This is a genomic window from Pseudomonas sp. LA5 (assembly GCF_028640825.1).
GTDB lineage: Bacteria > Pseudomonadota > Gammaproteobacteria > Pseudomonadales > Pseudomonadaceae > Chryseomonas > Chryseomonas aestiva.
Genome location: NZ_JAQYZY010000058.1, coordinates 13,359 through 35,445 on the forward strand (window position 1 = coordinate 13,359; position 22,087 = coordinate 35,445).

Here is a 22,087-nt window from a genome sequence, read left to right on the forward strand (position 1 = left end):
CACTCGGCCTGCTCGGCCAGTTGCTTGGCTTCGTCGTACTTCTCGTTGGACAAGGCCGCCTGGGCCTGGGTCCACTTGTCCTGGGCCGACTTGGTCTCGATCGGAGCGAACTGGTTGCCGCCGCCGCTCACGGCTTCGTTGACGGCCGACTGGGTCACGGCCATCTGCGCGGTCGGCGGATTGCCGGCGCAGCCCGCGAGCAGCAGACCGCCGCCCAGGACCAGGCTGGCGAGCAGCGCACGAGGCGCGGAGAACGGGGAGGCGCGAGAGGGACCGGTTTTCATCCGAACATTCCTGGCAGGTCGCCCGGAATGGGCGACAGTGCTTTTGAGACGGCGAAAACGCGGCGAGGTTCGCTGCAGAGCCCCAGCCGAGGGCAGTTGAATGCGGTTAGGCCCGCACCGCCTGGTACAGCGCCCGGATCAGATCCGACTGGGTGATGATGCCGACCAGGCGGCGCGAGCCATCGATGATGGGGATGTGGCGGTGGCCGTTCTCGGAAAACACCGGCACCAGGTCGATCAGCAGGCGGTCGGCGCTGGCCACCCGCACGGTGCGGGTCATGATGTGGCCGACGCTGTTTTCGTCCTGGCGGGCCTTCGGCCGGACCAGCGAGCGCAGGCGCCAGCCGAGGCCTTCGTGGACGTCCAGGTCGATCTGCCGCATGAAGTCGGCGACGGTGACGATGCCCAGCAGATGGCCCTGGCGATCCACCACCGGCAGCGCCTTGATGCGGCGGGCGCGCATCAGCGCCCAGGCTTCCTGCAGCGGCATCTCGGCACGGGCCGTCACCGGTTCGTGGCTCATGACATCGGCGCAGCGCAATTCGCCCATCTTGCGCTGGTAGGCACGCGCCTCCACCTGTTCGAGCAATTCGGCGAGGTCGTCGCGGCTGATGTCCAGCACCTGGTTGTAGCGCGCCAGCACGGCGTCCAGGTCGGCGCGCTGCAGGCGCGTCTCGCCGCTCGGCTCGGCCGGGCGTGGCACATGGGGCCAGGGGCGCCGGGTCAGGTTGTTGTAGAGCAGGCCGGCACTCACCAGCAGCAGCGAGTCCAGCGCCACCGGACTCCAGGCATAGCTGAAATCCTGGGCGCCGATCAGCACCATCAGCAGCGCCGAGGCGCCGCCCGGGGGGTGCAGACAGCGCAGCGTGAACATGGCGGCGATGGCCAGCGCAACCGCCACCGCGGCGGCCAGGTTGGCTTCGGGAATCCACAGCGCGCAGGCGATGCCGATCAGCGCCGACAGGGTATTGCCACCCACCACCGACCAGGGCTGCGCCAGCGGACTGGAGGGCAGGGCGAACACCAGCACGGCGCTGGCGCCCAGCGGCGCCACCAGGGCCAGCGCCAGGGCGCCATGCTGATGCACCGGCTGGCCTTCCAGCCACCAGGCCGCCAGGAGCGCGGCGAGCAGGATGCCGAGGCCGGCGCCCAGGCTGGCGCGCAGGCGTTCGCGACCGTCGATGGGCAAGGGCGCTGGCCAGAAGGCACGCAGGCCCTGGAGCAGACGGGCGAAGAGGGAGGGAGACGGCGTAAGGGGTTCCTGGGGCATGGGCTAGCAACTGCTGGGCAGAACGCGGGCGCTGATGGTCCTCCCTGTACGGAGCCCTGGCAATACCGGCGAAGACCGCGGGCCGCCACCGCAAGCGGCCAGGCGGCGTCCCAGAGCGCCCGCCACCGTGAGGCGATTTTCTGCTGCGACCACCCGCGCTGCCGTAGTAGGATTATCGGCTGGGTGTCGCCGCAATCGTGCGGTAGGACAGGTTGAATCGAGCGCAGGTCGGGCCGCCGCGCGGAGTCCTGCTGCCCATGTCACCTCTGCCTTCCCCCGCCAAGGCCCTGGCCTTTCTCAATCGCTTCTGCGCCGCCGAAGCGGCCGGCGGTATCGTGCTGATGGTGGCCGCGGCCATCGCCCTCATCGTCGCCAACTCGCCGCTGGCCGACGGCTATTTCGCCAGTCTGCACTGGTATGTGGGTGGCCTTTCGCTCGGTCACTGGATCAACGACGGCCTGATGGCCATCTTCTTCCTGCTGGTGGGGCTGGAGATCAAGCGCGAGATGGCGGTCGGCCAACTCGCCAGCTGGGGCGATCGCGCCCTGCCGGGTCTCGCCGCCCTGGGCGGCATGCTGGTGCCGGCGCTGCTCTATGCCCTGGTCAATCGCCACGACTCCCAGACGCTCGCCGGCTGGGCCATTCCCGCCGCCACCGACATCGCCTTCGCCCTCGGTGTGCTGTCGCTGCTGGGTTCGCGGGTGCCGGCATCGCTCAAGGTGTTTCTCTCGGCGCTGGCGATCCTCGATGACCTCGGCGCCGTGCTGATCATCGCGCTGTTCTATACCAGCGACCTCTCCACCACCATGCTGCTGGCCGCGGCCGGTCTGGTGGCCGTGCTGTTCCTGCTCAATCGCCTCAAGGTCACCGCCCTGCTGCCCTATCTGCTGGTCGGGGCGCTGCTGTGGTTCTGCATGCTGCGCTCGGGCATCCATGCGACCCTGGCCGGGGTGATCCTGGCGCTGTTCATTCCGCTGGGCGATACCGAGGCCGACGATGCCTCGCCGCTGCTCCGGCTGGAGTCCGCGCTGCACCCCTGGGTGGCCTTTCTGATCGTGCCCCTGTTCGGCTTCGCCAATGCCGGGGTGTCCCTGGCCGGGATGTCGCCCGCCAACCTGCTGGATCCGGTCCCGCTGGGTGTGACCCTGGGGCTGTTTCTCGGCAAGCAGGTAGGCATCACGCTGATGGCGGTGCTGGCCATCCGCAGCGGTCTGGCGCGACTGCCCGAAGGTGCCAGCTGGCTACAGCTCTATGGCGTGGCGCTACTCTGCGGCATTGGCTTTACCATGAGTCTGTTCATTGGTGCCCTGGCCTTTCCGGGTGCGCCCTTCCTGGTCGACGAGGTCAAGATCGGCGTGCTGCTGGGGTCGCTGCTGTCCGCCCTGGCCGGCATTGCCGTCCTGCTCCTGGCCGCCCGCCGTCGTTGAGAGGAACCTGAGATGCCCTATGCGCTGTTCGCGGTGATGGTTGGCGGTGCTCTGGGCAGCGCCTGTCGCTGGTGGGTCGGCCTGCGGCTGAATGCGCTGTTCCCACTGCTGCCCCTGGGCACCCTGCTGGTGAACCTGGTCGGCGGCTTCGTCATCGGTCTGGCGCTGGGACTGTTTTCCCGCTATCCGGGGCTGGAAGCCCAGTGGCGATTGCTGCTGGTGACCGGCTTCTGCGGCGGTTTCACCACCTTCTCGACCTTTTCCGCCGAGGTGGTGGGGCTGCTGCAGAGCGGTCGCCTGGGCTGGGCGGCGCTCACCATCACCATCCATGTGCTGGGATCCTTGCTGTTGACCCTGGCCGGTTTCGCCCTCGCCGGTCGCCTCGGCTGAGGCGACCGGCCATCCGGGGTCAGGCCGGTGCCACCGGCGCGGTCGGGGCCTGGCGGCGCGGCTTGAATCTCAGCGCCGGCGCCTCGATCAGGTGCCAGGAGAGCACCGCGAAGCCCAGGGTCAGGACGTAGCTCACCAGCAGGAAGCCGGGCAGCGAGAAGCTGTCGGGAAACCAGTGCATGAGCAGTTGCTGGACCGGGAAGTTGAACAGGTAGAGGCCGTAGGAATAGTCGCCGAAGCGGCCGAAGCCGTGCAGCACCGGTACCTGCACCTGGGCCAGGTAGATGATCACATAGGCCAGCGACACCAGGTGGATCACCGGCAGGATATGCCAGACGATGGCCGCCAGCGACAGCAGGCAGAGCGCCAGGGCGATATCCAGGCGCCAGGGGATGCGCGGCCCCGCGAGTTGCAGCAGGGCGCCGGCGAAAAAGAACATCCCCAGGCTGAACACCTTGTGCAGCACGAAACTGGCGACGCCCATCTGCGGCAGCAGCAGGAAGTTGCCCAGCACCAGCACCACCAGAGTGGCCATGACCACCGAGCGGGTCAGCAGCCCCAGCACGCCGATGATCAGCAGCGACAGGTACATGAACACCTCGTAGGGCAGGGTCCAGTAACTGCCGTTCACCGTGTCCGGAAAGGGATTGCCGGTGAAGACGCCGGGCAGCTCGAAGCGGGTCATCAGCAGGATGTTCTTGAAGAAGCCCAGGGTCTGGCGATCGCTGAAGTAGGCGCTCGTCTCGCGACTGGTGGCGAGCCAGCCCACCACCAGCACCGAGAACAGCACCGAGACGATCAGCGCCGGAAAGATCCGCAGGGCGCGCTTGAGGATGAAGTCCAGGGGATTGCGACTGCGCTGGAAGGACGCCGTGATCAGGAAGCCGCTGATCACGAAGAACACATAGACGGCGATATTGGCCGCGTCGGTAAAGCCGGTGAAATTGAGGATCGGCTCGGCGCCGATGTGTCCCGAGAGCCAGAAGCCATGGCCGATCACCACGGTGGACGCCGCGGCGAATCTCAGGAAATCGAAGTTGTTGCGTCCGTGGGGGACGTGAGCGGTGGTCATGTCTGCTCCTCGCAGCCGTGGCCCATGCCGCGGCCGCCGCCCGGGAGCGAACTCCAGGCGGACAGCGACGCAGACGGCATCGGCGGAAACGCCCGTCGTGAGACGCGCGCAGGCAAAGGCCGCTGCCGGCTGGACCGGCAGCGAAAGGGCGACAGCCGACGCGATCAGCGCGATCGGTCGGCCGGCGAGGGCAGGGGCGCTATGGGGGGCTGAGCGGCGCGAAAGCGGGCGTCATGCGCCAGGACTCCGGAAAAGCGGTACTGCAAGAAGGAACGGGGGCGGCGAGGCGCGCGCAGGCGATCGGGGTCTGGGGCCTCCCGGCCGCCCCGGTCGTTGCGTACGCCTCGCTCATCAGGCGCTGGCCTGCAGCGGCTGTTCGTGCACGTCTTGCGACTGTTCCAGGGCGAAGGGTTCCTGGGCGAAATAGAGGGCGGCGCTCTGGCGGGCGTGATCGCCGAATTCATGCGGATGGCGCATGACGATCTGTTCGAAGGCGCCCGGCTCCAGGCCGTCTTCGTAGAAGCCGTTGTGGCACTGCAGGATGCCCGAGGCGCAGACGCTGCGCTCGACCGCGGCGATCAGGCCGCCGGCTCTGAGGCTCTTGACGATGTTGTGCGGCAGCCGCTGGCGGCGTCTCAGACTGGCGGCGGTGTCGCTGAGGGTATCGAGGATCTCGGTCTCGGCCGGCGACAGCTTGCGCACATCCAGCTTGGACTTCTGCACCAGGTAGCGACGGGAGAGCAGACGAGCCTGGTCATTGAGGGCCTTGAGTACCACGCCGCTGAGTTCACCACGGGTGAACAGGCCGGTTTCCAGGGCGATCAGGTAGGACCAATCGTTGATGAGCGGAATCTTGCTGATGTCACGTTCCATGTGAGTGCCTGCGTCCATTTAAGTTGGCTAATTGAGGATAGGACACCCTCAATGGTTCCAGTTCGCCAGTATAAAGTGACGAGTGGCATGGAATTTGACAGTCCTGACAAGAATTGTCGGTTTTTTGTCGAAGTGGGTCACGCCTTGGGAATGCAACCTCAACGCTGCGCTTGGGGTCCCTTGCTGGAGCCCTGGCGCGAGTCGGGTTAATCCTTCGCAACGTCAGGTGATGAGATGAGTGATCCCGCAGCCCCTTCCAGCTCTGCCGATCTCGACTGCGATGTCGCCGTGATCGGCGCCGGAACCGCCGGCCTCGCCGCCGAACGCGCCGCCCGGCGCCAGGGCGCGCGGACCCTGCTGATCGACGATCGCTGGGCCGGGACTACCTGTGCCTCCGTGGGCTGCATGCCCTCCAAGCTGCTGATCGTTGCCGGTGAGGCTCATCACGCCGTCCGCCGTGCTGCTACCTTCGGCATCGAAGTGGGTAGCGTCAGCGTCGATGGCGCGGCGGTCATGGCGCGGGTACGCCGTGAGCGCGACCATTTCGTCGCCGCCACCAAGCAGGGTTTCGCCAAGTTGCCCGCGGGCGTGGCCCAGCAGGCCACCGCGCGCTTCGTGGCGGCGGATCGTCTACAACTGAGCAATGGTAAGACTATAAGTGCCCGCAGCGTGGTCATCGCCACCGGCTCCTATCCCCTGGTGCCGGAACCTTTCGCCGCGCTGGGCGAGCGGGCGCTGACCAACGAAACGATCTTCGAGCTGCCCGATCTGCCACGCTCCCTGGCGGTGATCGGCACCGGTCCGGTGGGCCTGGAACTGGCCCAGGCCATGGCCCGTCTGGGCGTGGCCGTCACCCTGTTCGGCCAGGACGATGGCCTGGGCGCGCTCAAGGATCTGGAGGTCAAGGCCGAGTTGCGCAAGATCCTGGAACAGGACCTGACCTTGCTGCTGGACGTCGAGGTGGACGCCCGCCGCGAAGGCGAGGGCGTGCGATTGTCCTGGTCCGGCGCGGCGAGCGGCGAGGGCGCGTTCGACTACGTGCTGGTGGCCGCCGGGCGACCGCCACGGCTCAAGGGCCTGGGTCTGGAAAGCACCGGCATCGAGCTGGACGACCATGGCACCCCGGTCTACGACCCCGAGACGCTGCAGTGCGGCGCTTCGTCGATCTTCATCGCCGGCGATGCCGACCACGACCGGCCGATCCTCCATGAGGCCTCCGACGAGGGCGCCATCGCCGGGCACAATGCCGCCTGCTATCCCGAGGTCCGACCCACCCCCAGGTCGCCGCTGTTTTCGCTGATCTTCACCGATCCGCCGGTGGCCGTGCTGGGCAGTCCGCCCGACAAAGGCAGTCTGATCGGCACCTCTTCCTACCACGACCAGGGCCGCGCCCGGGTCGAGGCGCGCAACCAGGGCATCGCCCGTTTCTATGCCGAGCCGGGCACCGGCAAGCTCACCGGCGCGGCCATGGTGGGGCCGGGCATGGACCATATCGGCCATCTGCTGGTGCTGGCGCTGATCCATGGCGAGACCGCCAGTTCGCTGCTCGACATGCCCTTCTACCACCCCACCCTCGAAGAAGGCCTCAAGAGCGGCCTGCGCGAGATTTGTCAGGCCGCCCATAGCAGCCTGCGTGGCGATCGCGACCAGGGCTTGCCGTCCGGAGCTTGAGGGGAGTGTATCGGGACCGCGTCGTGGCGTCGTAGGCTGGGTTGAGCGCAGCGAAGCCCAACGGGGTTGCCAGATCCAGCAGTGGAAAAGGCTGCGCCGTTTTCCACGCTACGGTTTTGCTAGAGGCACCCTCATCCAAGCCCTCTCCCAGGGGGAGAGGAGGCCGTTCGGCGCAGTGGGTAGGTTCAACGTCCGTAGGGCGGATAACGGCGCAGCCTTATCCACGCGCCACCGAAATCCCGCCCAACAAAAAGCCCCGCCGGAATAACCCGCGGGGCTTCTGCTACCGCCAAACAGCCATCAGGCCTTGAAGCGCCTTACCAGGCCATCCAGTTCGCCCGACAGTTGCGACAGGCGCGAGGAGTCGCGGGTGGTGGACTGGGCCAGGCCTTCCACCTGCTGGGCGTCGTCGTGGATCTGGGCGATGTGGCGGTTGATGTCCTCGGCCACCTGATGCTGTTCCTCGGCCGCCGCGGCGATCTGCAGCGCCTGGTCGCGGATCTCGTCCACCGACTGGCGGATGCCTTCGAAACTGCCACGCGCCTCGCTGATGGAGGTCACGCTGGTCTGCGACAGCTCCAGGCTGGTCTCGATCTGGCGGGTGACCTCCTGGGTGCGCCGCGCCAGACTGCCGAGCAGGCCGTCGATCTCGCCGGTGGAGTCGGCGGTGCGCTTTGCCAGGGCCCGCACCTCGTCGGCCACCACGGCGAAACCGCGCCCCTGCTCGCCGGCCCGCGCCGCTTCGATGGCGGCGTTGAGCGCCAGCAGGTTGGTCTGTTCGGCGATGCCGCGGATGGTGTCGAGGATGGTGTTGATGTTGTGGCTGTCCTGCTCCAGCACCGCCATGGCCTGGGCCGACTGGGCCAGGCTGCCGCTGAGGCGGTTGACGTTGCCGGTGGCCTTCTCGATCTGGCCGTAGCCTTCCTGCACCTTGTGATGACCGGCGTCGGCGGAGGCCGCGGCCTGGCTGCAGGAGCGCGCGACCTCGTTGGAGGTTGCGACCATCTCGTTGAAGGCGGTGGAGACCAGCTCCACGGCTTCGCGCTGGCGACCGGCTACCTCGTTCATGCTGGCCGCCGCCTGGGTGGTGGTCTGCGAGGCCTGCTGCAGATCGTTGGAGGCCTGGCCGATGCGTTGCACCAGCTGGCGGATGCTGGCAAGGAACTGGTTGAACCAGCCCGCCAGGGCGGCGGTTTCGTCCTTGCCCTGCACGTTCAGGCTCTTGGTCAGATCGCCTTCGCCCTGGGCGATGGATTCCAGGCCGGCGGAGACACCGCGGATCGGCCGCACGATCATGCCGGCAAAGGCCGCGCCGAGCACGGCGAACAGCAGCGCCAGCACCGCGGTGATGCCGGCGATCTGCCAGGTCAGGGCGGTGGCCTTACCCATGACTTCGCTGCGCTCGATCAGGCCGATGAATTTCCAGCCGAGGTCCTTGGCCTGATAAACGTTGACCATGTAGTCGGTGCCGTTGAGATTGACCTCACCCAGCCCGCTCTGGATGCCGCTGAGGGTCTGGTAGGCGTCGCCCAGCTCCTTGAGCTGCTTGAAGTTGTGCTTGGGATCGCGGGGGTCGACCAGCACGTTGCCGTTGTCTTCCACCAGCATCAGGTAGCCGCTCTGGCCCAGGGTGATGCTCTTGACCAGGTCGGTGAGCTGCTTGAGCGAGATGTCCAGGCCCACCACGCCGCGGACCTTGCCGCTGGCGTCTTCCATGGTCCGTACCACGCCCATCAGCGAGACGTCGTCGGTCGCCCAGTAGTAGGCCGGGGTGCGCACCACCTTGCCCGGATTGTTCATGGCCGCCTGGTACCAGGGGCGCACGCGCGGATCGTAGTTGGCCAGCTTGGCGTCGTCCGGCCAGCTGACGTAGCCGCCATCGGCCAGGCCCACCGACAGGTAGGCGGTGGTGGGGTGGGTCTTGGCGAAGCGGGTGAAATAGCTCAGCGCCTGCTGGCCGGCTGCCGGTTGCGGGATCTGGGCGGCATCGGCGCCGCTGTAGTTCTTCAGCCCCTCCAGGGCCAGGATGTTCGGCTCCTTGGCGAGGAAGTCGACGTTCTGCTGGATGCCGGCAAAGAACTGCTGGATGTTGCGATCGATCTGGCGGATTTCGCGCCCGCTGCCGTCGAGGAAGTCGCCGGTGGCCTGACTGCGCACGTTCATGATGACCACGCCCGCCACTAGGATCACCGGGAGGCAGGCGGTTACCGCGAAAAGCGAGGTGAGTTTTTGTTTGATGTTCATCGAAAGCCCCGGTCGCGCGCTGCGCGAAGAGTGACGGCAACATGCCTTCACTCTGCATCGGCTTGGATAAGTCCGACTTGATACGGAATGAAAAATTATTCCATTCGGTCCGCAGCAAGCCGGAAAATCGCCGATCGGTCGGCTAACGACCCGCTATAGCTCTTTCTTCAGATGGCGTTCGATTTCTTCCAGAGACTTGCCGCGGGTCTCCGGCAGGCAGAAATAGACGAATACCAGCGAGCCCAGGTTGATGGCGGCGAATACATAGAAGGTGTAGTTGCCGATGGCTTCCAGGGCCACCGGAAAGCTGAAGGCCACGGTGGCGTTGCACAGCCATTGCACGGCCACCGCCACCCCGGTCAGCAGGCCACGGACCTGGTTGGGAAACAGCTCGGACATCAGCAGCCAGTAGACCGGGGCGATGCACATCTGCATGAACAGCAGGAACACCAGGATGCAGGCCAGCGCCAGGTAACTCTGGGTGAGGTTCTGCGGCAGCCACAGCAGCACGCTGCCCAGCGCCAGTTGCGCCACGACCACGATCACCAGGCCGATCAGCAGCAGGGTGCGCCGTCCGGCGCGGCCGATGGCCCAGATGCCGAGCAGGGTGGCGATCACCGAGACCACGCCATTGCCGATGGTGGCGGTGAGGGCCGCGCTGGTGCCCATGCCGGTGCTCTTGAGGATGATCGGGGTGTAGTACATGAAGGCGTTGACCCCGGTGAACTGGGCGACGAAGCCCAGGCCGATGCCCAGCAGCAGCAACTTGACCACCCAGTCCTGGCCGAGCAGTTCGCGCAGGGGTGGGCGATGCCTGGCCTGCTCCTCGCTCTCGCGCATCTCCTGGACCTCGCGCTCGACCTCCTCGGGGGTGTCGCGCAGGCGCTCCAGCACGGCTTCGGCTTCTTCGATGCGGCCCTTGGCCGCCAGCCAGCGCGGCGAGGTGGGCAGCAGGAAGGTACCGGCGAACAGCAGGATGCCCGGCACCATGGCGATGGCCAGCATGTAGCGCCAGATGCCGTTGTCGTGCACCAGCCAGGCGAGCAGGGCGCTGAGCACATAGGCCAGCAGCTGGCCGCTGACGATCATCAGCTCGTTGCGACTCACCAGGCGACCGCGGCGCTTGGGCCCGGCGATCTCGGCGATGAACACCGGCACCGTGGCCGATCCGCCGCCCACCGCCAGGCCGAGCACGAAGCGCGCGACCACCATCAGCTCCACCGAGGGCGCCACCGCGGTACCCAGGGCGCCGACGACGAAGAGGATCGACAGCAGGCGCAGGGTGGTGCGGCGGCCGTAGCGATCGGCGAGATAACCCGCCGCCAGCGAGCCGAAGGCCGCGCCGACGATCAGGGCGGCGGTCACCAGCCCCTCGGTGTAGGCGTTGAGGCCCAGGCCACCCTGGTCGGGTGGCAGGGTCATGAAGGGTAGGGCGCCGGCGATGATGCCGGTGTCGTAGCCGAAGGCCAGGGCGCCCATGGTGGCGACCAGCACGGTAATGAAGATCAGCCGACGGGCCGAGGCCTTCTGGTCGGGGTCGACGGCGGGGGAAGCGGAAGCGGACATGGCAGAGCGGGATCCTGGCAAGACACGAGAGGGACCGGCGAACGGGGCGCCCTCAGGCCAGCGAAGCGAACGATTGGAGCGTTGCGAGTCAGCGAAGGGGCGCCATGGATGCGGGCGTGGGGGGTTAGGGCAGGGATGCCGGCTGGAGTTCCCGAGGTGGGCCGGCCGGGCGCGCCGCGCACCTTCAGCTGCCCAGCCGCTCCACCAGGAAATCCACGAACACCCGGACCCGCGCCGGCATGGTCGAGCCGCCGACGAACACCGCGTGGATGGGCTCCAGATCGCCCGGATTCCAGGCCTCCAGCAGCGGCACCAAGGCGCCGCTGCGCAGGTCCTCGGCCACGCTGAATTCGCCGATGCGGGCGATGCCGGCGCCTTCGCGGGCGAGCAGGGCCAGGGCCTCGCCACTGTTGCATTCGATGTTGCCGCTGATCTTCAGGGCGAAGGCCTGGCCGTCACGGACGAAGGGCCAGTCGGGCAGGGCGCGGCGGAAGTTGAATCTCAGGCAGTTGTGGTCGAGCAGGTCTTCCGGCACCTGGGGCGTGCCGTGGCGGGCGAGATAGGCGGGCGAGGCCACCACCACCTGCCCGGTGACGCCGATGGGGCGGGCGCTGAGGGGGCTGTCGGCCAACTGGCCGAAGCGGATCGCCACGTCGGCCTGGCCGGCGAGGATGTCCACCACCTCGTCGCCCAGCGCCAGGTCCACGACGATATCCGGATAGCGCGTGCTGAAGGCCGCCACCAGCGGCACCAGGGTCATGCGGCCATGACCGAGGGCGGCGCTGACCCTCAGTCGTCCTCTGGGCACGCCCTGGTCGGCGATGGCGTCTTCCACCTCGGCCAGGTCCGCCAGGATGCGCCGCGCCGCGCGCAGATAGGCCGCGCCCTCGGCCGTGAGGGTGATGGCCCGGGTGGTGCGCAACAACAGCCGCGTGCCGAGGCGCTGTTCGGTGCGGGCGATGGAGCGACTCACCGCCGAAGGCGTCAGGCGCAGGGCCCTGGCGGCAGCGGACAGGCTGCCGGCCGCCACCACCTGGGCGAACACCGCCATCTCTCCCGAGCGACCATTGAGATCCACTTGTGACTCCAGGGCAAAGGTGCATGCCAAAACCGCCGTCTACCGGCGTTCGAACGAGGAGCTTAGCATTCACGGCATAGATAAGGAGTCCTTCCCATGCGTATCAATCCACCCCTGCTGGCCCTGGCCACCGGTGCCTTCGGCATCGGCGTCACCGAATTCGCGCCCATGGGCATGTTGCCCGGCATCGCCGCCGATCTTGGCGTCTCCATCCCGGCGGCGGGCCTCCTGATCAGCGCCTATGCCCTGGGCGTGCTGATCGGCGCGCCGCTGATGACCCTGACCACCGGCCGCATTCCGCGCCGTCATCTGCTGATCGGCCTGATGGCCATCTTCACCCTGGGCAACCTGATGTCGGCGCTGGCCACCGACTACACCAGCTTGCTGATCGCCCGGGTGGTGACCTCGCTCAACCATGGCGCCTTCTTTGGCGTCGGCGCCCTGGTGGCAGCCAGTGTGGTCGCCCCGGACAAGCGCGCCGGGGCGGTCGCCGCCATGTTCATGGGCCTGACCCTGGCCACCATCGGCGGCGTGCCCCTGGCCACCTGGTTCGGCGAACTGCTCGGTTGGCGCCAGGCCTTCTGGGGCATCGCCGGTCTCGGCCTGCTGACCATGGCCGCGCTCTGGTTCGCCCTGCCCAACGTGGCCCTGCCACCGAGCGACGGGGTGCTGGCCGAGATCCGCGTGCTGGGTCGCCCGCCGGTGCTGGCCGCCCTGGGGCTGACCGTGGTCGGCTCGGGCGCCATGTTCACCGTCTTCACCTATATCGCGCCCATCCTCGCCCGCGAGACCCATGGCTCCACCGCCTTCATCACCGCCATGCTGGTGCTGTTCGGCGTCGGCCTGACCCTGGGCAATCTCTGGGGTGGCAAGGCGGCGGACAAATCCATCGACCGCACCCTGATCGCCTCTCTGGGCGTGCTCATCGTGGTGCTGCTGGCCTTCAGCGTGCTGATGCGCTGGCCGCTGGCGGCCGCCGTGGCCATCCTCGTCTGGGGCATCGCCAGCTTCGCCCTGGTGCCGCCGCTGCAGATGCGCGTGATGGAAGCCGCCAAAGACGCTCCCAACCTGGCCTCGGCGGTCAATATCGGTGCCTTCAACCTGGGCAATGCCCTCGGCGCGGCCCTGGGCGGCGCGGTGATCGATGCCGGTCTCGGCTATCCGGCGATCTCCCTGGCCGGCGCCGGCATGGCCGCCCTGGGCCTGGCGATGGCTCTGGTCCTGGCCTGGCGCGGTCGGGCCGGCGCTGCGGCGGTGGCCGCCTAGGGCCGCGTCGGCGTCATTCGGCGAAGGGGCGGGGCGTATCGCCGCCCCGATCCACCGCGAAGGCATTGAGGGTCATGGCGACCAGGCTGTAGTAGCCATAGACGCCCACCAGTTCGACCATTCCCGCTTCACCAAACAGCGCCACCCCCTGGCGATAGAGATCCTCGGGAATCCGCCGGGTGTCATAGAGCGCGACGCCTATGGCATGGACACAGGTCTCCGCGGGCGTTTCGAAGGCTGGCACGGCGCCTAGCCTGAGCGCCTCGATCACGTCCTCCAGGCCCGCCTGGCGGGCGATGGGTTCATGGATCTGCCATTCCGCCTGGGAGCGCCACCAGGCCGCGGTGGTGAGGATCGCCAGCTCCGTGAGGCGCAGGTCCAGCCGGGTGCCATAGCGGCAGAAGGCGCCCAGCCGCTGGGCGTGATCGGCCAGCGCCGGGCTGTGCACCCAGGCCAGGAAAGGACCGTCGAGATTGCCCCGCGGGCCGCTCTGGATGGCGTCCAGCACCCGCTGCTGCTCGGGCGTGGTGTTCTGGTCGGACAGGGGCGTCAGGCGCGACGAGAGGGGCATGGCAGTGATCCTCGAAAGGGAGCGGGCAGCTCGGTTGGCTCATCCAATACCACCTCGGACCCCCAGGGCAAGGTCGCGCTGCCGCGCTCGAACAGTCTTGCCAAGGGTCGCAATCAGACTGGCAGCGCACCCCCGGGTCTGGTCACAATCGGCGCTGACCTTTTCCAGGGAGTCTTGGCGATGGACCGGACCTGCACCACCTTCTACCTTGAAATGACGTCTTCGGCCGAGTTGCGCGAGAAGCCGCCACGGCCCGACCTGCAGATCGTCGAGTGCGAGGTGCCGCAACCCGAACTCAACCGCTTTCTCTATGCCCTGGTCGGCCAGGCCTGGGACTGGAGCGATCTCGACAGCTGGAGCGAGGCGCAGTGGCGCGAACTGGTGGAGCAGGAGGGGCACCGCACCTGGGTCGCCTATCACCGCGGTGCCATCGCCGGTTACTACGAGCTGTACCGCCCGGATGGCCGCAACGTGGAGATCCGCTACTTCGGCCTGGCCGGCGCCTTCATGGGGCTCGGCTTCGGCGGTCCGCTGCTCAGCCACGCCCTCCGCTGCGCCTGGGACTGGGTGGGCACCGAGCGCGTCTGGGTACACACCTGCACCCTGGATCACCCGGCCGCCCTGGCCAACTACCAGGCGCGCGGGCTGCGGATCTACCAGGAAGAAACGACTCCGCTCTAGGCCAGGGGCCTAGCGCCCGGCAGGGACGCTGGGCAGCTTAGCGACGAATTGCGCCAGCTCCGCCGCATAGAGCCTGGCCAGCCCGGTGGTACCGTGCCCGCGCGTGTCGGCGCTGCCCGGAATCAGCAGATAGCGGGCACTCGGCACCTGCTTGAGCGCTGCCTGCATGAGGCCGGTTTCCGGTGGATTGCGCTCGTCATCCGCGGCGTTGATGGCCAGCACCGGCACCTTGATCTTGGCCAGCCCCGGCTCGGCGTTGTAGTCGGCCGAGGACTCCCACTGGTAGATGAAGTCATTGGCGTCGACGGCCACCGAGGCCGCCAGGCGCTTGTCGACCAGCGCATCCGCCTGGGCATGGGTGCCGGCGATCTCCTGGTAGTTCAGGGTGCCGCCACTGGTGGCGAATTCGAACATCGTCTTGGCCAGGCGCAGGGACGGCGGCTGGGACTGGTAATTGCCCTGGTTCCAGGCCGGGTCCTGCCTGATGGACTCCACCAGCATGCGCCTCATGATCCAGTTGCGGCCGGCCATCTCCGTCGGCTGCGCCGCCATGGGCACCAGGCCATCGGCGAAGCCGGGGTGCAGGCCGCCCCACAGCCAGGTCTGCATGCCCCCCATCGAATTGCCGATGATCAGCCGCAGGTGCTCTATCCCCAGCCCCTGGGTCAGCAGCAGGTAGTGCGCCTGCACCATGTCGGCATAGTTGTAATGGGGAAAGGCGGCGCGCAGGCCATCCGACGGCTTGGTCGAGCTACCGGTGCCGATCGCATCCGGAATCACGATAAAGAACTTGCTCGCATCCAGCGGCTGGCCCGGACCGAACAACTGACCGCCGACATCCTTGCTCAGCATCGCCGCCGCCTGCTGGCCGGTGCCGTGCAGCACCAGGACCACGGGATTGCCGCGCTTGCCCAGCGTCAGGTAGTGCAGGCGGAAGTCGTCGAGGGTTTGACCGGTATGGAAGGTGAAGCGCGGCACCACGAAGTCGCCTTCGACCGGCTTGGGTGGCTCGTCCGCCTTGACGCCCAGGGTGGTCAGCAGCAGCAGGAAGGTCATGGCCGAGTACAGGGTGGCCGTGGCGCGTCGCACGGTGCGAATGCTGTTCATTGAGGCCTTTCCGTTTCTTATTAAAATAATGATGAATCGAAAGGTATAAGTCCTAACGGCGCCGCTGACAACTCAGTCGCTCGGCCACCGCGGCAGTCGTCCCGCCGCAGCCAGGCACTCTCTCGTCTCCGCCGCTGAGTCGGTGCGCTGAGGGTCAGGTGCGCGCCCGTTGTGAAACGGCGCTGTGCAGGGCGGGGCGGGTAAGGGCTCCCGTCAGCCCTGACCGACGTTGGCGAGCGAAGCGCTGGAACACGGGCGCCAGCGGTCGAGTCGTAAGGAGCAATACCACCTGGAGAACCCTTGGCTCTATGCAAGCTCTTCGTAGTCAACTGGCGGCGCTGGACCCTCCCATCAAGCACGAAATCCAATCCCAGGGTGACAACCTGCTGATCACCCTCATCGACCCCGCCCGGCCGGCGCGGGTGTCGCGTACCCTCAACCAAGCCCTGGTGCGCAACACGGCGCTGCTCTACGAGGTGATCCGCGACGCCATCAACGAATTGCGCGCCGGCGGCAGCCTCCCGGACATCACCGCGGCAGACATCTATCCGGATAGCTAGCGACCTGCGCGATCCTTCTACCTGGCAGCCGGCCTAGGGCCTGCCGCAGGTGGCTGCTCACGGATGGCCACGGCGGACTGCTGGCGATGGATATCGACATCGCCAGTACGGACCTCTGGCCGCCGCCGCGAGGACCTGGCCGGACAGCCTGGCGCCCAATGGCGGCTGAGCGTCAAGGTCAGGGAGGAGTGGGCGAGGGCGCTTCCGCCGTCGCGGGCGTCACCGCCGAACCGGCCAGCAGGCCGCCGTCCAGATTCAGCTCGCTGCCGGTCATGTAGGCGGCTTCGTCCGACGCCAGCAGCAGCGCGACGGCCGCCACCTCCTCGGGGCGGCCAAAGCGCCGCAGCGGCGTGTCTCGCACCAGCGCCGCCATGCGCGCCGCGCGGTCCGGGCCATCGCCCAGCATGGGCTCCCACATGGGCGTGAGGATGGCGGCGGGATGGATGGAATTGCAGCGGATAGCCAGGCCCTGCTCCGCGCAATAGAGCGCTACCGTCTTGCTGTGATTGCGCACGGCCGCCTTGGACGAGGCATAGGCCGCCGCGCCGGGGATGCCTACCAGCCCGGAGCGCGACGAAATATTGATGATGGACCCGGCGCCTGCCTGCCGCATGGCACGGATGCCGTATTTGCAGCCGAGAAAGACGCCATCGAGATTGGTGCGATGCACCGCATGCCAGTCTTCGAGACTGGCGTGTTCCGGGTCGTGGGCCACCATGCCCTGTTCGAAGCCGGTGATCCCCGCGTTGTTCACCAGCACATCCAGCCGGCCGCGCTCATCGAGGATCTGCCGCGTGATCTGCTGCCAGTCGGCTTCCAGGCGCACGTCCAGGGGCAGGTAGCAGGCACCGTCCCCCAGCTCGGCGGCGACGGCGCGGCCAAGGTCAGCGTTGAGGTCGGTGATATAGACGAAGGCGCCTTCCGCCGCGAAGGCCCGGGCGATGGCGGCGCCTATGCCCTGGGCCGCGCCAGTGACCAGCGCGGTCTTGTCCTTGAGTCTGGCTGCCATGCGAGTGCGCCCTCCAGATCGTGACTAGCCTCCGAGGGTAGCCCAGGTGGTTCGGTCAGGGGGCCAGCATCACGCCCGGGCGCTGACCCCGCTGGTGGTTTCGCCGGCCTTCTTCAGGGCTTCGGTGTAGGCAGCATAGGCGGTCGTCAGGGCCTCGCTGGCGGCAGCGACATTGGCCTGGGCGGCCTCGCGCGCGGCCTGGCTGGCCTCGTCAGCCTTGCCTTCGCCCTTGCTCCGGGCCTCCACCGCGCGCAACTGCTTCTGCGCCAGCTCCAGTTGCCGCTTGGCCATGTCGATGGCTTTCTGCAGGCTATCCAGGGTCTTGTTGCCGGTGCTGCCTTTCTCGCTGGCAGGGGCGGCGTCGGCTTCGGCCTGGTCCTTGATCTGGTTCAGCGGATTGGGCTTGCCGATGCCCTTGGACTTCTTGGCTTGCTCCACCTTGGCCGCCTCGTCCTCGGCGGTGGGCTTGGCAGTCGCGCCACCCAGCCTGAGCGTGGGCGCGCGCAAGATGCCGTGGCCAATGCCATTCACCGACAGCGTGCTGGACATCGCGGACTCCTTGAAAGGTACATCTCAAGGGTAGCGGCCGCCTGGGGCAAAGATTGAGCGAGCGGGGCGGCAGCAACCTCAGCCGCCGCCGGAGCGCGCGGGGGCTGGCCCCGCTGATCCCTGACTACTGGCGGATGACGGCGTGGTTGGAAAAGCCGCTCTGGGTGATGTTGATGGCATTGCCGGCGGTGTTCTGGGTCAGGTCGGCGGTGTGCTGGAAGCCGCTCTGGCTGGCGGTGATGCGGGAGGCGTCGCCGGTGACGTAGGCCGTTACCCCAAGGCCGTTGCCCTGCTGATCCACCTTCAGTTGGCCGTCGTTGCCGAGGTAATAGGCATTGATGCCATTGCCGTCGCCAGTGGACGCGAGGTCCAGCTGATTGCCCTCGCCCGAGACGGTGGCAGAGGCGCCATTGCCGTTACCGGTCTGCGCCAGGGTCAGGGTGCTGCCCACGCCATAGACATTGACATCGGCGCGGTTGAGATCGCCGCGCTGGGCGATGTCGACGCTGCTGGGGCGCGAGTAGCCGCTGGAGTGCCGGACCCGGGCATCGTTGCCGTTGCCTTCCTGCACCACCTTGGAATCCACCCGCTCGCCAGCCTGCTTGAGGCCGACATAGTTGTCATTGCCGCGCTGCTCGATGAGCGTCTTGGAGTCCTCGCCGTTCTGGCTCACCCAGACCCCGTTGCGCAGGCCGAAACTGGTCACCTGCAGGTCCTGGCGGTCACCATGCTGCGCCAGGTCGAGCTTGCCGTCGAGGCCATCCTGCCGCACCGTCAGGGTGTTCTGGCCTGCGGCGTAGCTGTCCTGCTCGATATCTATGCGGTGATAGCCGCCGTCCTGATGGACAGAGGTGTCCTGCCGCAAACCACTCTGCCGCACCACCGTCTCGTTACCACTGCCCGGCCCCTGATCGACCTGCACCCGGTCATAGCCGCCATCGCGCTGCTCGATATCCACCAGGCGCTGCGAGCCCCACGCCTGGTTGATCTCGACAGCGCTCTTGCCATTGGTCTGCAGCACCCGCACGCGGTCATCGGCATCGTTCTGCTGGGTGACCTGGGCATTGAGAAAACTGCCGCGCTGCTGGATATCCGCCTGGTTGCGCGCCGACAGCTCGCTGCCCTGGTTCAGGTTCACCACGTTGAAGCCGCCGTTCTGCTGGACGTTGGCCGTATTGGACGCGGCCCAGGCGGCACCGGTGTTGGCTAGCAGCAACGCGACCAGGAGGGAGCGGGAGGTTGGCATGGGGACGGTCCTTGTGAGGGCTGGGAGAGCCCGGAGCGTGAGCGTTCGATTGGGGGGTAGGGGATAGGTGAGGCGCTGAGAAATAATCTGATTAGTAAGGCTGAAGGCGCAATCGGTCGAAGGAGCGATGCTGATCCTTGCTTGAATAGCCTTGCGTTGAGTGCGTAAGCCTAAAGACTTCGAGAGAGAAACGTATGTCTTATGGGGTGCCAACGAACAGCTCCTCGCGACCACTCAGGCGGTCGCGAGGAGCCACGGCTTAATCCACCGCCTTGACCATCTCCTCGATGACCTTCTTGGCATCGCCAAAGACCATCAGGGTCTTGTCCAGGTAGAAGAGTTCGTTGTCCAGACCCGCGTAGCCGCTGGCCATGGATCTCTTGTTGACGATGATCGTCTTGGCCTTGAAGGCTTCGAGGATGGGCATGCCGGCGATGGGGGAGGTGGGGTCGTTCTTGGCGGCCGGGTTGACCACGTCGTTGGCGCCGAGCACCAGCACCACGTCGGCCTGGCCGAATTCGGAGTTGATGTCGTCCATCTCGAACACCTGGTCGTAGGGCACCTCGGCCTCGGCCAAGAGCACGTTCATATGGCCGGGCATGCGGCCGGCCACCGGGTGGATGGCGTATTTCACCGTCACGCCGTTATGGACCAGCTTTTCGGTCAGCTCCTTGAGCGCGTGCTGGGCGCGGGCGACGGCCAGGCCGTAGCCGGGGACGATGATGACGCTGTCGGCGTTGCCGAGCAGGAAGGCGGCGTCGTCCGCCGAGCCGGCTTTGACCGGGCGCTGCTCGCCGCTGCCATTGCTGGCCGCGGCTTCCGTCGCGCCGCCGAAGCCGCCGAGGATGACGTTGAAGAAGGAGCGGTTCATCGCCTTGCACATGATGTAGGAGAGGATGGCGCCGCTCGATCCCACCAGCGAGCCGGCGATGATCAGCATGGAGTTGTTGAGCGAGAAGCCGATGCCGGCGGCGGCCCAGCCGGAGTAGCTGTTGAGCATGGAGACCACCACCGGCATGTCGGCGCCGCCGATGGGGATGATGATCAGCACGCCGATGATGAAGGCCAGGGCCACCAGCACGGCGAAGGCGCCAAGGTTGCCGCTGAAGGTGAAGACCAGGCCCAGGGCAAGGATGGCCAGGCCGATCACCAGGTTGAGCGGGTGCTGGCCGGCGAAGCGCACCGGGGCGCCCTGGAACAGGCGGAACTTGTATTTGCCGGAGAGCTTGCCGAAGGCGATCACCGAACCGGAGAAGGTGATGGCGCCGATGGCCGCGCCGAGGAACAGCTCCAGGCGGTTGCCGCTGGGGATCGCTTGGCCGAAGGTGGCGACGATGCCCAGGGACTGCGGCTCGACCACCGCGGCGATGGCGATGAACACCGCGGCCAGGCCGATCATGCTGTGCATGAAGGCGACCAGCTCGGGCATCTTGGTCATTTCCACGCGCTTGGCCATGTAGGCGCCGGCGCTGCCGCCCACCAGCAGGCCGACGATGACGTAGCCGATGCCCTGTACTGCCAGCTCGCTGCCGAGCTTGTGGATCAGCGCCAGGGTGGTGAGCACGGCGAGGGTCATGCCGGCCATGCCGAAGGCGTTGCCGCGGCGCGAGGTGGTGGGGTGGGAAAGGCCCTTGAGCGCCTGGATGAAGCACACCGAGGCGACGAGGTAGAGCAGGGTGATGAGGTTCATGCTCATGTCAGCGCTGCTCCGCCGGGGCCTTGGGGGCCTTCTTCTTGAACATCTCCAGCATGCGGCGGGTGACTAGGAAGCCGCCGAAGACGTTGACCGCCGCCAGGGCCACGGCCAGGGTGCCCATGGTCTTGCCCAGCGGGGTGACGGTGAGGGCCGCGGCGAGCATGGCGCCGACGATGACGATGGCGGAGATGGCGTTGGTCACCGCCATCAGCGGGGTGTGCAGCGCGGGGGTGACGTTCCAGACCACGTGGTAGCCGACATAGATGGCCAGCACGAAGATGATCAGGTTGTAGAGGCCGTCGGAAATCAGGTCCATGGGGGCAGTCCTTGTGAGGGGCGGAGAGCGGGCGCTCAGGCGTTCTTGCGGCGCAATTCGCCGCCGTGGCACATCAGGCAGGCGGCGACGATGTCGTCGGCCAGGTCGAGGTGGAAGGCCCCGTCCCTGAGTACCAGCTTGAGAAAGTCCAGCAGGTTGCGGGCATAGAGCGCCGAGGCGTCCGCCGGCACCCGGGCGGCCAGGTTGCCGTAGCCGACCAGGGTGACGCCGTGCCTGACCACCACCTGGTCCAGCTCGGTCAGCGGGCAGTTGCCGCCCTGGCTGGCGGCCAGGTCGACGACCACCGAGCCAGGCTTCATCTCGGCCACGGTGGCTTCGTGCAGCAGGGTGGGGGCGCGGCGACCGGGGATCAGCGCGGTGGTGATGACGATGTCGGCCTGCCTGGCGCGCTCGTGCACGGCCTTGGCCTGGCGCTCCATCCAGGTGGCCGGCATGGGCCGCGCATAGCCGCCGACGCCTTCGGCGCACTGGCGTTCTTCCTCGGTCTCGAAGGGCACGTCGACGAACTTGGCGCCGAGGGACTCGATCTGCTCCTTGACCGCCGGACGCACGTCCGAGGCCTCGATCACCGCGCCGAGGCGCTTGGCGGTGGCGATGGCCTGCAGGCCGGCCACCCCGGCGCCAAGGATCAGCACCCGCGCGGCCTTCACCGTGCCGGCGGCGGTCATCAGCATGGGCATGAAGCGCGGATAGTGGTCGGCGGCCAGCATCACCGCCTTGTAGCCGGCGATGTTGGCCTGGGAGGAGAGCACGTCCAGGCTCTGGGCGCGGGAGGTGCGCGGCGCCGCTTCCAGGGCGAAGGCGGTGAGGCCGCGGGCGTTGAGCTGGTCCAGGGTCTCTTGGGCGAAGGGGTTGAGCATGCCGATCAGCACGGCGCCGGGCTTCATCAGCGCCAGCTCGGTGGCATCGGGCGCCGCCACCTTGAGCACCAGGTCGGCGCCCAGGGCCGCGGCGGCATCGCCGAGCTGGGCACCGTTGGCGGCATAGGCCGCGTCGGGCACGCTGGCGCGCTCGCCAGCACCCCGTTGCACCACCACCTGGTGGCCCTGGCCGATCAGTTTCTTGAGGGTCTCGGGGGTCGCGGCCACGCGCGTTTCCCCCGCACCGGTTTCCATCGGGATGCCGATCAGCACGGGTGTTTCTCCTTGTTATTCGTGCCGCCACAATGGGACCTGGGGCAGCGGGATGAC

The 22,087-nt window shown here is 67.4% G+C and carries 20 protein-coding genes and 2 pseudogenes; 6 read left to right on the forward strand and 16 right to left on the reverse strand.

Going from position 1 to position 22,087, the window contains the following annotated elements:
- Together PVZ72_RS22125 and PVZ72_RS22130 are read right to left on the reverse strand one after the other, a co-directional pair.
- Positions 1-284, reverse strand: a pseudogene (locus PVZ72_RS22125) (DUF4398 domain-containing protein); the annotation flags it as partial.
- Between the two features lie 106 nt (positions 285-390).
- Positions 391-1,554, reverse strand: coding sequence for an HPP family protein (locus PVZ72_RS22130; RefSeq protein ID WP_187980323.1), 1,164 nt, complete (start codon positions 1,552-1,554; stop codon positions 391-393).
- 257 nt (positions 1,555-1,811) lie between these two features.
- Between PVZ72_RS22130 and nhaA the strand changes: the two genes are divergently transcribed.
- Positions 1,812-2,981: a Na+/H+ antiporter NhaA gene (gene nhaA / locus PVZ72_RS22135; RefSeq protein ID WP_187980322.1), complete on the forward strand. Its 1,170-nt coding sequence runs from the start codon at positions 1,812-1,814 to the stop codon at positions 2,979-2,981.
- Between the two features lie 12 nt (positions 2,982-2,993).
- Positions 2,994-3,371 carry a fluoride efflux transporter CrcB gene (crcB, locus tag PVZ72_RS22140; RefSeq protein WP_187980321.1) on the forward strand — a complete coding sequence of 126 codons (378 nt, stop codon included), beginning with the start codon at positions 2,994-2,996 and terminating at the stop codon, positions 3,369-3,371.
- Between the two features lie 19 nt (positions 3,372-3,390).
- Here the strand turns inward: crcB and PVZ72_RS22145 are convergent, their stop codons facing one another.
- Positions 3,391-4,443, reverse strand: coding sequence for an acyltransferase family protein (locus PVZ72_RS22145; RefSeq protein ID WP_187980320.1), 1,053 nt, complete (start codon positions 4,441-4,443; stop codon positions 3,391-3,393).
- Between the two features lie 351 nt (positions 4,444-4,794).
- A complete protein-coding gene (locus tag PVZ72_RS22150) occupies positions 4,795-5,316 on the reverse strand; it encodes a hypothetical protein (RefSeq protein ID WP_187980319.1) in 522 nt (173 codons plus the stop codon).
- A gap of 234 nt (positions 5,317-5,550) precedes the next feature.
- Here PVZ72_RS22150 and PVZ72_RS22155 point away from each other — a divergent pair, with 234 nt between their 5' ends.
- Complete coding sequence (locus PVZ72_RS22155; protein WP_273863025.1) at positions 5,551-6,987, forward strand: dihydrolipoyl dehydrogenase; 1,437 nt, start codon at positions 5,551-5,553, stop codon at positions 6,985-6,987.
- 300 nt (positions 6,988-7,287) lie between these two features.
- On the opposite strand, the gene PVZ72_RS24395 is transcribed toward PVZ72_RS22155, so the two are convergent.
- The 4 genes and pseudogenes from PVZ72_RS24395 to PVZ72_RS22170 all read right to left on the reverse strand — a co-directional run bounded on the left by PVZ72_RS24395 (position 7,288) and on the right by PVZ72_RS22170 (position 11,875).
- Positions 7,288-8,055: a methyl-accepting chemotaxis protein gene (locus tag PVZ72_RS24395; protein ID WP_372240067.1), complete on the reverse strand. Its 768-nt coding sequence runs from the start codon at positions 8,053-8,055 to the stop codon at positions 7,288-7,290.
- 87 nt (positions 8,056-8,142) lie between these two features.
- Positions 8,143-9,231 (reverse strand): annotated as a pseudogene (locus PVZ72_RS24400) (cache domain-containing protein); the annotation flags it as partial.
- Positions 9,232-9,384: 153 nt separating this feature from the next.
- Positions 9,385-10,797, reverse strand: a complete 1,413-nt coding sequence (locus PVZ72_RS22165; RefSeq protein ID WP_187980316.1) for a sugar porter family MFS transporter — start codon at positions 10,795-10,797, stop codon at positions 9,385-9,387.
- Between the two features lie 184 nt (positions 10,798-10,981).
- On the reverse strand, positions 10,982-11,875 hold the full coding sequence (locus PVZ72_RS22170) for a LysR family transcriptional regulator (RefSeq protein ID WP_208693927.1): 894 nt from the start codon (positions 11,873-11,875) through the stop codon (positions 10,982-10,984).
- A gap of 96 nt (positions 11,876-11,971) precedes the next feature.
- Here PVZ72_RS22170 and PVZ72_RS22175 point away from each other — a divergent pair, with 96 nt between their 5' ends.
- On the forward strand, positions 11,972-13,141 hold the full coding sequence (locus tag PVZ72_RS22175) for an MFS transporter (RefSeq protein WP_273863026.1): 1,170 nt from the start codon (positions 11,972-11,974) through the stop codon (positions 13,139-13,141).
- 13 nt (positions 13,142-13,154) lie between these two features.
- On the opposite strand, the gene PVZ72_RS22180 is transcribed toward PVZ72_RS22175, so the two are convergent.
- Positions 13,155-13,712, reverse strand: coding sequence for a carboxymuconolactone decarboxylase family protein (locus tag PVZ72_RS22180; protein ID WP_273863027.1), 558 nt, complete (start codon positions 13,710-13,712; stop codon positions 13,155-13,157).
- A 180-nt stretch (positions 13,713-13,892) separates the two neighbouring features.
- Between PVZ72_RS22180 and PVZ72_RS22185 the strand changes: the two genes are divergently transcribed.
- Positions 13,893-14,393, forward strand: coding sequence for a GNAT family N-acetyltransferase (locus PVZ72_RS22185; RefSeq protein WP_133861392.1), 501 nt, complete (start codon positions 13,893-13,895; stop codon positions 14,391-14,393).
- 9 nt (positions 14,394-14,402) lie between these two features.
- Here the strand turns inward: PVZ72_RS22185 and PVZ72_RS22190 are convergent, their stop codons facing one another.
- Positions 14,403-15,449, reverse strand: coding sequence for an alpha/beta fold hydrolase (locus tag PVZ72_RS22190; RefSeq protein WP_187981258.1), 1,047 nt, complete (start codon positions 15,447-15,449; stop codon positions 14,403-14,405).
- 359 nt (positions 15,450-15,808) lie between these two features.
- On the opposite strand from PVZ72_RS22190, the gene PVZ72_RS22195 reads away from it, so the two are divergent.
- Entirely contained in the window at positions 15,809-16,060 is a 252-nt protein-coding gene (locus PVZ72_RS22195) for a hypothetical protein (RefSeq protein ID WP_133861391.1), read from the forward strand.
- A 178-nt stretch (positions 16,061-16,238) separates the two neighbouring features.
- On the opposite strand, the gene PVZ72_RS22200 is transcribed toward PVZ72_RS22195, so the two are convergent.
- The 6 genes from PVZ72_RS22200 to PVZ72_RS22225 all read right to left on the reverse strand — a co-directional run bounded on the left by PVZ72_RS22200 (position 16,239) and on the right by PVZ72_RS22225 (position 22,030).
- Positions 16,239-17,069, reverse strand: coding sequence for a glucose 1-dehydrogenase (locus PVZ72_RS22200; protein ID WP_273863028.1), 831 nt, complete (start codon positions 17,067-17,069; stop codon positions 16,239-16,241).
- A 69-nt stretch (positions 17,070-17,138) separates the two neighbouring features.
- The gene (locus PVZ72_RS22205; RefSeq protein WP_187980311.1) at positions 17,139-17,618 is read right to left on the reverse strand and encodes a hypothetical protein; all 480 of its coding nucleotides are present in this window, start codon (positions 17,616-17,618) and stop codon (positions 17,139-17,141) included.
- A 124-nt stretch (positions 17,619-17,742) separates the two neighbouring features.
- Positions 17,743-18,864, reverse strand: coding sequence for a hypothetical protein (locus PVZ72_RS22210; RefSeq protein ID WP_273863029.1), 1,122 nt, complete (start codon positions 18,862-18,864; stop codon positions 17,743-17,745).
- Positions 18,865-19,123: 259 nt separating this feature from the next.
- Complete coding sequence (locus PVZ72_RS22215) at positions 19,124-20,560, reverse strand: NAD(P)(+) transhydrogenase (Re/Si-specific) subunit beta (protein ID WP_187980309.1); 1,437 nt, start codon at positions 20,558-20,560, stop codon at positions 19,124-19,126.
- Between the two features lies 1 nt (position 20,561).
- Positions 20,562-20,876, reverse strand: coding sequence for an NAD(P) transhydrogenase subunit alpha (locus PVZ72_RS22220; protein ID WP_133861386.1), 315 nt, complete (start codon positions 20,874-20,876; stop codon positions 20,562-20,564).
- A gap of 35 nt (positions 20,877-20,911) precedes the next feature.
- The gene (locus PVZ72_RS22225) at positions 20,912-22,030 is read right to left on the reverse strand and encodes a Re/Si-specific NAD(P)(+) transhydrogenase subunit alpha (RefSeq protein WP_273863030.1); all 1,119 of its coding nucleotides are present in this window, start codon (positions 22,028-22,030) and stop codon (positions 20,912-20,914) included.
- Positions 22,031-22,087 lie beyond the last annotated feature (57 nt).